Below are 14,061 nucleotides of genomic sequence, written 5' to 3'. Positions count from 1 at the left end.
TTTTTATTCACGATAACCATTTGGGTTTTGTTTTTGCCAATTCCAACTGTCCGCCAACATATCTTCCAGATTAAATTTTGGCGTCCAACCCAATTCAGCAACTGCACGCGCATTATCTGCAAATGATGTTGCGACATCCCCTGCACGACGCGGTGCAAATTCGAAAGGAATCTCAATACCATTGACTTTTTCAAAGGTATTTTTAATTTCTAGCACCGAACAGCCATTGCCTGTCCCAATATTCCAAGCACGACAGCCTTGTGCATTTAAACGATTTTCCAGTGCGCATAAATGGGCATTCGCCAAATCCACCACATGGATATAGTCACGCACACCCGTGCCATCGACGGTATCGTAATCATTACCAAAAATTGATAGTTTTTCACGACGACCGACAGCCACTTGAGTCACATAAGGCATTAAGTTGTTTGGAATGCCTTGTGGATCTTCACCAATCTGCCCACTTTTATGCGCACCAACTGGGTTAAAGTAACGCAACAATGCAATTGACCAGCGTGCATCGGCTTGTGCGAGTTTCTGCAATAACTGCTCAACAATCAGTTTGGTATAGCCATAGTTGTTACTTGGCATGCCTGTCGGCATCTCTTCATTCAGTGGAGAGACATTGGCTTCATCATACACCGTTGCAGAAGAGCTAAAGACTAAATTAAAAACATTGGCGCGTTCCATCGCTTTGACTAAGCTAATCGAGCCAGAAATATTATTCTCGAAATACTTCAATGGGATTTGCTGACTTTCACCTACCGCTTTTAAGCCTGCGAAATGAATCACGGCGTCAATCTGATGCGCTTGAAAAATGTGATCCAAAATCGCTTGATCAAGAATATCACCCTCGATAAATTCCAAAGATTTAGACGTGAAAGCTTGAACGCGATTCAAAGATTCTGGTGAGCTATTCGATAAATTATCAAGAACAACAACATCATGTCCTGCATTTAACAATTCAACACAAGTATGCGAACCAATATATCCTGCACCACCTGTCACTAATACTTTAGGCATTGTCTTTCCCCATCAATATTTGTATTAAACCTTGTGTCGACGCATCAAGCCTGGACAAATCATTTTGTTCACCATTTAGAATAGGTAAGAGTTGATTGGCAATTTCTTTACCTTTTTCGACACCCCATTGATCAAAAGGATTAATATTCCAAATGACAGATTGCACAAACACTTTATGCTCATACAAAGCAATCAACATACCCAAACTATAAGGATTGAGCTCATCCATCAATATTGTCGTGCTGGGCTGATTACCGTCATATTGTTTATAGAGTGGCAATCCCTCAAGCTCTTGAGGATTTAAAGCATCATTGCCAAAAGCTAATAATCGTGACTGAGCCAAACAATTGGATAATGCGAGATAATGCTGTTGCTTAAGTGCCTCGGCATTATCCACATAAGTATATTGGTCACCGTTATAACGTTTAATGGGCGCTATAAAATCACTGCTGACCGCCTGTGTACCCTGATGCAATAATTGATAAAAAGCATGTTGAGCATTCGGACCGACTTCACCCCATACAATCGGGCAGGTATCTAACGTAGTTTTCTCACCATTGCGTTGCACAGATTTACCGTTGGACTCCATTTCCAATTGTTGCAAATACGCAGCAAAATATTTGAGTCGACCATCGTAGGGTAAAACTGCATGGGTTTTCATTGCTAGAAAGTTACTATTCCATACTCCCAGCAATCCCATCAGCACCGGAATATTGTATGAAAAAGCGGTGCTTTGAAAATGTTGGTCAATCGCATAAGCCCCTGCGAGCAGTTGCTTGAACCCCTCTACGCCAATACTTAATGCGATTGGTAATCCAATACATGACCACAGTGAATAACGACCACCCACCCAATCCCAAAGGAGCAGTTGATTTTCAGGGGAAATTCCCCATTCGGACATTTTCTCAGGCTTGGTTGACACCCCAATAAAATGGTGTTTTAGAATGGCAAGCTCTTCACCCAATGCTTTTTCAAGCCACAAGCGCGCCGTTTGTGCATTGGATAAGGTGTCAATCGTACCAAATGACTTGGAAGAAATAATAAACAGCGTGGTTTCAGGCCGCAGTTTATGCAGCAAGTCAGACAACTGACTTCCATCCATAGTCGACACAAAATGCACATTCAATGGCTTTTGAGTGGTTTGTTTAAAATCCGAGAGCGCATGACTGACCATCAATGGACCTAGGTCTGATCCACCCACCCCAATATTCACAACATCTTGAATCACTTCACCTGTTGCGCCACGATACTGACCCATATGTATCTTCTCAACCAAAGCATACATATGATCAAGTTGCTGATGCACTTGATTGGCGATCTTTGAATGTTCAGCATGATCTTTCGGCAAGCGTAATGCCCAATGCATGGCTGCTCGACTTTCTGAATAATTGATCCGCTCTTCAGAAAATAAGCGCTTAATCCAACCCGCTAAGTCACAGTTTTGGGCTAGATCAACTAAAGCATCAAGCGCAGCGAGATCAACACGCTGCTTACTATAATCAAAAATGAGTGGCTCGAAATAAATCGCACAATTTTGAAAGCGATTAGAATCTTGCTGAAAAAAATTACGTAAATGTTGACGTGCAATTTGTTTTTTTAAAAGCTCTAGATTGTCAAGCGCTTGTTCAACAGCGACTGAATTATATTCCTGATTTGGCTGTTCCATTAACGCCCTACTCCTTTATAAGCAAAGCCCTGCGACTTCACATATTCGGGATTTAAAATATTACGACCATCTAAAATTAAAGTATGTTGCATGGTTTTCTTAAGGATTTGATAGTTCGGACACCAATACTGTTTCCACGCGGTGAGGATACAAAGCGCATGCGCATCATCCACTGCTTCATATTGATCCTGGCAATAAATTAAATCATCGCGATGACCATACACCTTTTCAATTTCGTTCAAGGCTTGTGGATCATGAAGTTTAACCACAACTCCTTGTGCCCATAAAGCTTTTAACATGGCATGAATCGGGGATTGTTGAATACGAGCCGTATTTTCTTTAAAAGAAGCCCCCCAAATCGTCACGACTTTGTCCTTCAGATCCCCCTGAAAATGATTCCATAATTTTCGAAAGAGGATTTCCTTTTGTTGTTCGTTAATCTCCCAGACTTGTGCTAAGAGCTGACTCTTAGCCCCACTACCAGAAACAGTACTCGCCAAGGTTTGTACATCATGCGAGAAATTTTCCCCACCAAACCCTGCACCTGGATATAAATAAGAAGGACCAATACGACTATCTGCCGCTAAGCCTTGGCGCACATGCTCAATATCAATCCCCAATTTCTCAGCAACAACAGCTAAATCATTGATATAACTGATTCTGGTCGCCAGCATGCCAGATACGCTTAACTTGGTAAATTCCGCATCTAAAACCGGCATAAATAGATATTGTTGCTCACGTGGAAAGAGCGGTCGTAATAACTCTTGTAATAAACGCTTAGCACGATCACTTTCACAACCAACGACCAGTTGTGATGTTTGCGTCAGGCTACGTAATGCATTGCCCTCTTGGATCACATCTGGTACATACACCCAATCATCTTCAGGCAATAGTTCAGCAAACTTTTGGGTTCCATTTAAACCCAATGTGGATGCATTAATCATTAATTTAGGATGACTGATTGTGCGATGCTTGAGGGCTTTGAGTATTTCAATGCCTTGCACTTGCTCAGTCGGATTAAAACTAAAAAAATAGGCATCCACATCAAGGGGAATCGCTGCAAATGTGCAGTATTTTATTGCACCAGTCTGATGTAATTTCTCAAGCAGCTGTTGTACAGATTGATCTTGAGCATAAACCTGTTCCGATGCTGGTTTTTTTAAAAGATCACACCAGAAGACTCGATGGCCATATTCAGCCAATAATGCTGCCATCACCCCTGCATACAAGGTCTGACCAAATACTGCAATATTCATAGCGGTACTCGTTTTAAAGTTTTAAGTCTTTAATCATGACTTTAAAAGCTTCACCTAAACTTGGGTGATCAATACCGTAATGCAATACCGCTTTTAAATAACCCAGCTTACTTCCACAGTCAAAGGTTTGACCTTTCATACGATAGGCTTCTACCACATCTGTTTGTTGAAGCATCGCAATCGCATCCGTCAGTTGGATTTCATTGCCCGTCCCTTTTGGTGTTTGCTCAAGCAATTGCATGATTTTTGCAGGCAAAATATAACGTCCTACCACAGATAAGTTCGATGGTGCTGTACCCACTGCAGGTTTTTCAACAATACCTTGCATTTGGATACTTTGTCCCTCAAGCGGCGACTCCGCAACATCTACAATCCCATATTGATCGACCATCTGTTCAGGGACAGCTTCAACCATAATTTGTGATGCTTTTGATTCATTATATCGCTGAATCATCAAGCTCAAATCATTGGTTTCAGCGGTATCTTTTACTAAAACATCAGGAAGTAGTACTGCAAAATCATCATCACCTACCACATCTTTTGCACAGAGTACGGCATGTCCTAAACCTAAAGGTTGTGGCTGACGTACACTGATCACACTGACATGTGGCGGTAATATTTCAGTAATTTCTTTGAGTAAATCAAATTTCTTTTTTTGTTCTAATGTGGTTTCCAGCTCAAAACTACGGTCGAAGTAGTTTTCAATGGATGCTTTTGAAGCATGTGTGACTAAAATAATTTGTTCAATACCCGCAGCAATCGCTTCTTTGACTACATATTCAATTGCAGGGCGGTCAACTACAGTGACCATTTCCTTAGGAATCGATTTGCTCGCAGGTAAAAAACGTGTACCAAGACCTGCGACAGGAAGAATCGCTTTTTTGATCGACATATTCAAAGCTCTACAAAATTTTTAATTTACTTAATTAGTTAACGCGAATTTCGGCACCGCGTTGATACCCATCTACATAATATTCTAGTTGAGTTAACACCCAATCAACATCTTCATGTGTTGCGGTTAAATCATAGAAACGGTCAAATATGGGTAAAATTTCATCCAACGGATACGATTTTTCAAATGATCTTAGAATCCGACTATGCTCGGTAATCTGTGTATCCTCTTGATCGATTAGCAATTCCTCATATAACTTTTCACCTGGACGTAAACCTGAATACTGAATCGCAATATCACCTGTTTGTGATGCTTCTTCACGAACGGTTAATCCACTGAGTGAAATCATTTGTCGCGCCAAATCTTGAATACGGACTGGCTCTCCCATATCCAACAAGAATACGTCTCCACCCTCACCTAAAGCACCGGCTTGAATCACCAACTGAGAAGCTTCTGGAATGGTCATAAAGTATCGCGTGACGTCTGGATGCGTCACTGTAATTGGACCACCCTTCGCAATCTGTTGCTTGAAAAGCGGAACCACTGAACCCGATGAGCCGAGCACGTTTCCAAAACGCACAATACTCACCTGAGTATGATCTTGAGCCTCTGCCATCGCTTGACAATAGAGCTCCGCCATACGCTTAGTTGCTCCCATCACATTGGTTGGGCGAACTGCTTTATCCGTTGAAATTAGCACAAATGTTTCCACTTGATTTCGTACAGCAGCATTTAGACTAAAGGCTGTACCGACTGCATTATTTTTCACACCCGCAATCGGGTTACATTCCACCAAAGGGACATGTTTATAAGCCGCTGCATGATAAACGGTTTGTACTTGATATTGTGCAATGACACGCTCAAGCTTCTGCTGATCTAATACTGTGCCTAAGATCGGAATAATGGTTAACTCTGTTTTTTGGCGTAATTCTTTGTCGATACTATACAGTGCAAACTCTGTCAGTTCATATAACACCAACAGCTTAGGTTCGTTTTTGATAATTTGACGACACAGTTCAGACCCAATCGATCCACCCGCACCAGTAACCATCACAATTTTATTGGTGATATTTTTTGAAAGTAAATGGGCGACAGGAGGCACAGGATCACGACCGAGCAAGTCAATAATATCGACTTCTTGAATATCCGACAGTCGTATTTCACCATCAACTAGTTTTGTTAAGCCTGGAATCTCGGTAATTTTTAAGTGTGCAGGTTCTAAATTTTTAATAATTTCAGTTTTACGTTGACGACCCACCGAAGGCAAAGCAATCAAAATTTCATTCACTTGATGCTTGTTCAGCACTTTTTGTGCATCCGCTGCATGATAGACTTTCAATCCACCAATATTTTTTGCTGCAAGCGTAATATCATCATCCAAAAATAGCACAGGTAAATGTTCATCAGAATTATTCAGCATAGCTGCGACTTGTTGACCCGCAAAACCAGCTCCATAAATGGCAATTCTTTTTCGTGGAATATCTGCATGCAATACATATTTAACTAAAGCTCTAATGATCCCTCGACTGAGCCAAATCCATGCGAACATCATAAACCCAAACATCAATGGAATTGAAGTTGGGATAAATGCATGAGTAAAGTAAGCTAAAGCATATAGTGCCAAAACAGTGAGTGTTGTCGCTAAACCCAACTGGAAAATGAAGGCTTCGTTAAAGGCTCTTACAATAAAACTATAAATCCTTGCTAAGCCCAATGCACAAACTGCAATCAAAGATACCCAAAGAGATCCAAAAGCCAGATTCGGCACAACTTCTACGCCTAAATCAAACTGGCGAATGGCATAACATAGCCAAATCAGAATTGGAAATACTAAAAAATCCAAACAGACTAGAAAAAGTTGTTTGGTCCCCCTTGGTGCTGATGCTAAATTTATAATCGTTGATTTCACAGTCTAGATCTTATCACTCTATATGATCGCTATTTAGGAGGGGTATTGAGAATATCCCTCCATGCCTTCAAATTTAGATATTACAATATCACTTTTATCCCGATATTTTTTTAATTACGTCTTTAATGGCATTTACTGTTTTGGCCATACTATCCTCACTCAAGGTTGGATGTACCAAGAACATTAAGCTCGTTTCACCTAGCTTCTTCGCATTTCCTAATCGAGTCTCAGGGCGCCACGGTGTATCATCAAATGCATGCTCCAAATACACCTCAGAACATGAACCACTATAGCACGGCACACCCAGTGCATTGATTTCTGCCATAATACGATCACGCGACCAACCTGATGGCAATTGTTCGCTATTCACTTGAACATAGCACTTATATGCAGCATGTACATAATCTTCTGAGGCTTGATACACGGTAAAATATGGACTGTTGGCAAATGCTGCATAGATGGTTTGCATATTTGCATTACGTTTCGCTGTCCACTCTGGCATTAGCTTTAACTGTATACGACCAATGACGGCTTGCATCTCCATCATGCGCCAGTTGGTACCAAATGAATCATGTAACCAGCGGAAACCTGGTGGGTGTTGTTTGTTGTAAATACTATCAAAGTTTTTACCATGGTCTTTATATGACCACATTTTTTTCCAAAGCGTTTCATCATTGGTGGTCACCATACCACCCTCACCGCCAGTGGTCATGATTTTGTCTTGGCAGAATGACCAAGCACCGATATGTCCAATTGAACCAGCAGATTTACCTTTGTACTTCGCACCATGCGCTTGTGCACAGTCTTCAATCACATAAAGACCTTTTTCTTGAGCCAATTGCATAATTGGGTCCATATCACACATCCAACCGGCCAAATGTACACAGATAATGGCTTTGGTGTTTGGAGTGAGTACTGCTTCAATGGTGCGGCGTGATATATTTTGTGAATCGAGCTCAACATCGGCAAAAATTGGATTTGCACCTACGGTTACAATTGAACTTGCCGAAGCTAAGAAGGTACGTGATGTTACGATCACATCATCCCCTGCCCCAATACCTAATGCTTTTAAAGCAACATCGAGCGCCACAGTTCCATTAGCTAGTGCAACCGCATATTGTGTTTCTGCAAATTGAGCAAATTCTTTTTCAAACTCACGGCATTCTTGTCCCGTCCAATAATTCACTTTATTAGATAATAACACCTCGGAAACTACTTTAGCTTCTTCTTGGGTAAAACTTGGCCACGATTCAAATGCTGTGTTTAACATGACTTTTCCTAAAAATGTTCTTGAAATAAGAGTGAATTAACTAGTTAGTTCACTCTTAAGATATTAAATTTCACTTAGTTTTTTTATTACTACATCATCGTACATCATCATCAAGATTTCACTCTCGTAGTACCCTATTCTTTTGTGATTAGTAACACCTTGAATATTATTAATAATTAGTTCAAAAAAATCCACGCCAGCACCAAAAGCATGTAAATATGCACCACCAAAACGCGGATTAATTTCTGATAAATAGTAATTACCATCTTTAAAAAAGAAGTCCATATCGAGAGGACCAAAAAAACTAAATTTTGTCAAAATACATTCAATAAAATCGAAAAGTTTTTTATCTACAAAAGAAATTGTTTTATTTGCTCCACCGATTTTTGTTTCTAACTTCTTTTTAGAAAAAATAGAGATTACTTCATGAGATATACAATCAACATAAACATCTGCATCTATATCTTCTCCATCCATATATTCTTGAATGATATAATCATGTTTGCATTCTAAAAATTTAGATGTAAGTTCTGATAAATCATTAATTTTCTGTGCGCCAACACTTGCACTACCGGTTTTAGGCTTAATAAAAACTGGAAAATCAATCTTATTTAATAATAAATCTTTTTCAAATGAATGAATCGAGTCATAAGTTAAAATTGTCGGAATATCATTCGATTTAAGATATTTATACATCTCGAACTTATCAAAACATAATGCTGCAGTTTTATAATCAGGCACTAACGGCAGAATATTATTTTCAATAAAAATATCTCTATTCTTAGAAATAATTTCAATCTCGGGATCAATTAATGTGGTAATTGCATCAATTTTTTCCTGCTTACAAACTTCAAGTAAAAAATTAATATAACCTTCAGAATCAACTCTAGGTGCTAAAATTTTTTTATCCGCGAAATGTAAAGCAGGTGCAAATTCGGAATTGTCTGTAGCAAAAATAGTGATTTCAGGATATTTTGATTTAAAGTTTTTAAGCAATGTTGCTCTTCTACCAACGCTACAAAATAAAACATTCATTTGTCATCACCTAAAGAATAATCTTCTTTATTACCCCATAATAAAGCAAAAGGCTCATTAATCATTTCATTTTTAAAATCTATCAAAGATTCAATATAGGAATATTTTTGCACGTAACCTAACTCATTTTCAGTCTTCGATATATCAAGTTTAGCTAGTAATGAATTAGCTTTTTCAGGTCTATAAATCTTTTTAGATTTTTTATCACTAGGTGAAAATACCTGAATAATTCCATTTATTTGCTCTTCTAGGGACACTGCCTTACCACCAACGTTGTACATCCCACCAGGACCATCAGATTCAATACATTTCTCTACAATTTGAGTAAAGTCTTTGACATATACCATTTCCTTTGAGCGAGTAGGATCCCCCCACACTTCAATATCTAATGATTTGGAAGCTCGATCCATTAACATGCGATAAGGCATCATTTGCTTTTTAAAATTGGAATAATGATATGCATTAGGATGGTAATGATAGATGGTAAAAAAACGTAAATGAAATCTTAAGAAGTCATATGTAGCAGAGTAATGGTCTATAAGATCTACAGCTGCATTTTTTGCAATCGTGTAGATAGAATGATCTCCAGTTAATGGAAATTTTTTTGGGTCATCCGCATATATCATGTCACTTGTGTTATGTTTATCATATTGGTCAAAAGGCGTCTGAGGAAATACAAATTTTTTACCACCTTCTTTAACCATATAATCTAATACATTCAATGTTCCCAAAGTAATACTTGAAATCAATTTATCAGGTTCGTAAGAGTATCGTGACGGTAGCTCACCGGCTAAATGTATAACAGCATAAATATCATGAGGTAAAATAGAAAAATTATCTTTATTCGTAATGTCTACAGAAAAATATTCAATCCCTTTAGATTTAAAAAAACCGTTATCAGATTTTCTATAGCCTACCGCATAAACATCATAACCTAATGTTTTAAGATGAACAGTAGTATATGCCCCTAAATTCCCCGTTGCACCGAATACTACAACTTTTTTACTCATATAAATTTCCTACAAAGAGCTTTTAGTATCGTAAATATTATAAAAATCTTTTGCTGACCAGTTATCTCTTATTAAAGTATATTGACTTTCATCTAAAAGATAAATTTTTGGAAAAAATCTAATAAACAAAGGTGATAAGGCCATTGTATAAGCTCCTACAGATTTAAATACAATTTTATCACCTACACTTAGTAAATGACTATTCTCGATTGTGAATAACTTGTCGTACTCTAGACATGTACATCCACATATTTTCTGCAAACTAACCACATCAGATTTTTTTTTAGTTTCGTGAAGCAACTCGTAAAAATATGTCGACTTTTTAAAAAATGGATCTACATCATTGCGTGACCCATCAGTAGTTATCACATAAAAATCTCTATTTTTTTTGACATCAATCACTGAAGTAATAAAATCGAAACAAGATGCAACAATCGCATTCCCAGGCTCTACAATAATTACAGTCTTATCAAGATCAAAATACCTACTTAAAGAAGTAGCAATTTCGCTAAAATACTCATCAAAAGTTGGTTTGGAATTCATTATTCCATAATAGCCACCACCGATATCAATATAACTCAAGTTTAAATCAAATTTATTAGATATTAGCCCTATAAATTCACAGATTTTTTTATAACAATTTATAGATCTCGTCAATGTAGTACGATGAGCATGCAATCCGTCAATTTTAATATTACCTATTTTACTAATTTCATCTATTGCTTTTTCTAGCTCGCCGGTATAATAAGAAAATCCAAATCTACTATAATCTTCATCTTCTTTAGAATCTTCGGGAGAGATTTCTTTCAAATCTATATTTATACGAATGCCAACATTGAAAGTCCTATTTTTAGGTAATAATTTTAACCACTCGATTTCACGATAAGTTTCGATGTTTAAAATTGAACCACCTATCAAAGCCTCTAAAAAAGTATCTTTACATTTCAAAGGGCCATTGTAAACAATCTTATTTGTCTTAAATCCTACCAGTTTGGCTAACTCATATTCATCACTTGAAACAACTTCAGCATATCCCCCAGCCTCTTTAATTTCTTTGAGAATATATGGTAATGAATTCGTCTTCAAAGAGTAGCTTAAGATGTTTTTGTTAAAATTTTTATTTAAACTATCTATTATTTTTTTTATACTATTTCTTAAACTCTCTTTGTCTAATATATATGCTGGTGTTAATAAATTTTCCATATTTAATCCTTAAAGTCTTCAGGAGTTACAGCCAATTCTACATCTGCAATATCTTTACGCATTAACACAATTTTTGCCGTTTTTAACATAATCCTTATATCATTAAAAAATGATATATTATCAACATACCAAATATCTAATTCGAATTTTTCTTTCCAAGTCACATTATTACGACCACTTACTTGAGCCCAGCCAGTAATGCCAGGCTTTACTTTGTGACGCCTTCTCTGCCTATCAGTATACAATGGTAAATACTGTTCTAGTAAAGGTCTTGGCCCTACTATTGACATGTCACCTTTTAAAATATTTAACAATTGGGGCATTTCATCAAGTGAGGTTTTTCTCAAGAATTTGCCAAATGGTGTAATTCTTTGCCCCATAGGTAGCAGATTACCATTCTCATCTTTTTTATCATTCATAGTTTTAAATTTAATTATTTTAAATATTTTTTCATTTTTTCCAGGTCTTGGCTGTAAAAAGAAAGCAGAACCTTTATTCAAGTACATTAAAATAGCCGTTAAAGTTAAAAAAATTGGACTTAAAAAAACTATTCCAAGTAATGCAATAGAAAAATCGAAAAATCGTTTCAAAAAAAAATTATACATTTTTCCCTTCAATCTAAACAAAAAGTACAACCTATAATACCATTTCAAAACTATAAGTTTAAAAAACCGAGAAGTTTCTCATTAACTTTATTTGCATCGAAATTGGATTTTGCTATTTTATAGCTCTTACCACCCATAACAGATACAATCTCAGGATGCTCAATAAAATAAATCATTTTTTGTGCTAAAGCTTCAGCATTCCATTTTGGTACTAAAAAACCATTTACACCATCAGCGACAGTTTCTCTGCAGCCAGGAACATCAGTAGTGATAATTCCCCGCCCTATAGCCATTGCCTCTTGTGTACTACGTGGAACACCTTCTCTATAAGACGGTAAAACAAAAATATCGTGTGATGCTATCCAACTACTCACGTTACTAACATGACCTGGATAGTTTATAGTATTAGTTTGAATGAGTTGATTGAGCTCAGATTCAGATAATGCACCTAAATTTGCATGATCAATGGCACCAAGCACTGTAAACACTGTTTCAGGATATTTTGCTTTTACCAGTCTTGCCGCTTGAACAAATTCATGAATTCCTTTTTCTTTCAATAACCGACCAATAAAAAGAAATTTGAGAGGTAACTGAATGTTACTCAATGGTTGATATGGATAGTCTTCTAAATTTAAGCCAATGCCACCCAAAATTTCCACCTTCTTAACATTTATTTCATGTTTTTGAAGTAAATCTTTGGGATCATCAGGATTTAAAAAAATAAGCTGATCAAGTCGTGGTAAAGCAATTTTGTATAAAAAAACCTGTATTTTTTTTATAATTTGTGTTTTTCTACTTAAACCTTCTGGCTGCTCCGTGAAGGTATAACCTAAACCTTCGAGCATACCAATAACACGCGGAACTTTGGCTAGTTTCGCTGCCAATGTACCAAAAATGACCGGTTTTGAAAAATAAGCAAATACGAGGTCCGGATTAATTGCCTTAAATCTTCTAGAGAGTTTATAAGTTGCTATTATATCTGCAAGCGGATTTAAGCCACCACGATTGAGTGTATAAGTAACTGCTGTAGCGCCCAATTTCTCAATTTTCTTTAGATCTTCCGCTGTATACTCAGAGGTAAAAGCAAATACTTGGTGACCTTGCTTTAACAGTGTATGGATTAAATCTGCACGAAAACCATATAAGCTTGAGGCAACAGTACCAAGAATGATAATTTTCATTACAAATAAGAACCTATAAAAAACTTTAAAGAACTTATTATAAATAATAACAAGGCAGTTATTAAATATAAATTTTGATTTGTTTGAACTACTCTCAACAAAATAATAGAATTAATAAAGATACTTAACCCCCAAGAAAAAACTCCATATCGATTAGGGTAACCTGCGAAGCCCATAATATACAATACACAAGATAAAGCAAAAAAAGTTTTTATCAAAACTAAAAAACTATTATTTTTAAAAAAAAATCTGTAAAAAATAAGGTAAAACAGACTCAACCCTAAAGTATAAATTAAAAAAACCCATGAAAACCCATATGAAAAAGACTCACCTGATTCAGAATAATATTTTATTTGATCATAAATACCCAAACCAGAAACCTCTGAGATTAACTTTAAAAAAAACTCATTATATCCAGTGACATACAAAAAAATTGCAAAAGAAACAAATATTATCAAGTAAATAAGATTAAAATTAATTAAGAATAAAAATGGAATAACCAATAAAACAGTGTAATGAGTAAATATTGCCATCAACAAGTAAAAATAACCTCCAATCCTTTTATAATTAAAGAAAATTTCATAAATACTTAAATATAAAAGCATTATTGACAATCCATGTCGAACAATATTTCCAGAAAAAGAAACATACCAAGATGACAAGAGCAATCCAAAAAAAACAAGAATAATATAACTATATTTATTCACTTCAACAGCTTTAGAAACTCTCAAGCAAAATAAATAAATCAAACAGTTCAAAGTAAAATTTAAAATAAAAAAATAAACTACATAATTATTGGTAAATAATCTTATAAAATATGTAAAGAAATCAAAAAAATATTCATAACGAAAAGAAGAAAAACTTGTTAAATTCTCAAAATGATTTTTATAATTAAGCGAGTCTTGAACAGCGTAAATGTCTCTATTCGCAAAATATAAAGCCAATAAAACTGAATACAATACAAAAAAAACAAAGACATATATATCTTTTTTTAAAACTCTCATAACAATA

Annotated in this window: 12 protein-coding genes; all 12 read right to left on the bottom strand. The window is 36.2% G+C overall.

The genetic code is table 11. The features are described from left to right. Positions 1 to 3 precede the first annotated feature (3 nt). The 12 genes from galE to AC1M9I_RS11835 all read right to left on the bottom strand — a co-directional run bounded on the left by galE (position 4) and on the right by AC1M9I_RS11835 (position 14,054). Positions 4 to 1,023 carry a UDP-glucose 4-epimerase GalE gene (gene galE, locus AC1M9I_RS11890; RefSeq protein WP_481611091.1) on the bottom strand — a complete coding sequence of 340 codons (1,020 nt, stop codon included), beginning with the start codon at positions 1,021 to 1,023 and terminating at the stop codon, positions 4 to 6. Then, positions 1,016 to 2,689 carry a glucose-6-phosphate isomerase gene (gene pgi / locus AC1M9I_RS11885; RefSeq protein WP_481611090.1) on the bottom strand — a complete coding sequence of 558 codons (1,674 nt, stop codon included), beginning with the start codon at positions 2,687 to 2,689 and terminating at the stop codon, positions 1,016 to 1,018. Before pgi ends, galE begins: the two co-directional genes overlap by 8 nt. After that, positions 2,689 to 3,945 (bottom strand): nucleotide sugar dehydrogenase, encoded by a 1,257-nt coding sequence (locus AC1M9I_RS11880; protein ID WP_481611089.1) that lies wholly within the window; start codon positions 3,943 to 3,945, stop codon positions 2,689 to 2,691. Before AC1M9I_RS11880 ends, pgi begins: the two co-directional genes overlap by 1 nt. 13 nt (positions 3,946 to 3,958) lie before the next feature. Further along, complete coding sequence (gene galU, locus AC1M9I_RS11875; RefSeq protein WP_481611088.1) at positions 3,959 to 4,837, bottom strand: UTP--glucose-1-phosphate uridylyltransferase GalU; 879 nt, start codon at positions 4,835 to 4,837, stop codon at positions 3,959 to 3,961. A 34-nt stretch (positions 4,838 to 4,871) separates the two neighbouring features. Beyond that, complete coding sequence (locus AC1M9I_RS11870; RefSeq protein WP_481611087.1) at positions 4,872 to 6,746, bottom strand: polysaccharide biosynthesis protein; 1,875 nt, start codon at positions 6,744 to 6,746, stop codon at positions 4,872 to 4,874. 94 nt (positions 6,747 to 6,840) lie between these two features. Continuing rightward, a complete protein-coding gene (locus AC1M9I_RS11865; protein ID WP_481611086.1) occupies positions 6,841 to 8,016 on the bottom strand; it encodes a DegT/DnrJ/EryC1/StrS family aminotransferase in 1,176 nt (391 codons plus the stop codon). Positions 8,017 to 8,079: 63 nt separating this feature from the next. Further along, positions 8,080 to 9,051 (bottom strand): ATP-grasp domain-containing protein, encoded by a 972-nt coding sequence (locus AC1M9I_RS11860; RefSeq protein ID WP_481611085.1) that lies wholly within the window; start codon positions 9,049 to 9,051, stop codon positions 8,080 to 8,082. After that, the gene (locus AC1M9I_RS11855) at positions 9,048 to 10,061 is read right to left on the bottom strand and encodes an NAD-dependent epimerase/dehydratase family protein (RefSeq protein WP_481611084.1); all 1,014 of its coding nucleotides are present in this window, start codon (positions 10,059 to 10,061) and stop codon (positions 9,048 to 9,050) included. The genes AC1M9I_RS11860 and AC1M9I_RS11855 overlap by 4 nt, the downstream gene beginning before the upstream one ends. Positions 10,062 to 10,070: 9 nt before the next feature. Continuing rightward, positions 10,071 to 11,264, bottom strand: a complete 1,194-nt coding sequence (locus AC1M9I_RS11850; RefSeq protein ID WP_481611083.1) for a type III PLP-dependent enzyme domain-containing protein — start codon at positions 11,262 to 11,264, stop codon at positions 10,071 to 10,073. A gap of 2 nt (positions 11,265 to 11,266) precedes the next feature. Then, the gene (locus AC1M9I_RS11845) at positions 11,267 to 11,869 is read right to left on the bottom strand and encodes a sugar transferase (RefSeq protein ID WP_481611082.1); all 603 of its coding nucleotides are present in this window, start codon (positions 11,867 to 11,869) and stop codon (positions 11,267 to 11,269) included. Between the two features lie 50 nt (positions 11,870 to 11,919). Continuing rightward, entirely contained in the window at positions 11,920 to 13,050 is a 1,131-nt protein-coding gene (locus AC1M9I_RS11840; protein ID WP_481611081.1) for a glycosyltransferase family 4 protein, read from the bottom strand. Continuing rightward, the gene (locus AC1M9I_RS11835; RefSeq protein ID WP_481611080.1) at positions 13,050 to 14,054 is read right to left on the bottom strand and encodes an EpsG family protein; all 1,005 of its coding nucleotides are present in this window, start codon (positions 14,052 to 14,054) and stop codon (positions 13,050 to 13,052) included. The genes AC1M9I_RS11840 and AC1M9I_RS11835 overlap by 1 nt, the downstream gene beginning before the upstream one ends. Between the last annotated feature and the right edge of the window lie 7 nt (positions 14,055 to 14,061).

It is taken from the genome of Acinetobacter sp. ANC_7553, from assembly GCF_056779895.1.
The sequence above is the reverse complement of the archived record's forward strand: the minus strand, read 5'-3'. Positions and strand labels throughout refer to the sequence as shown.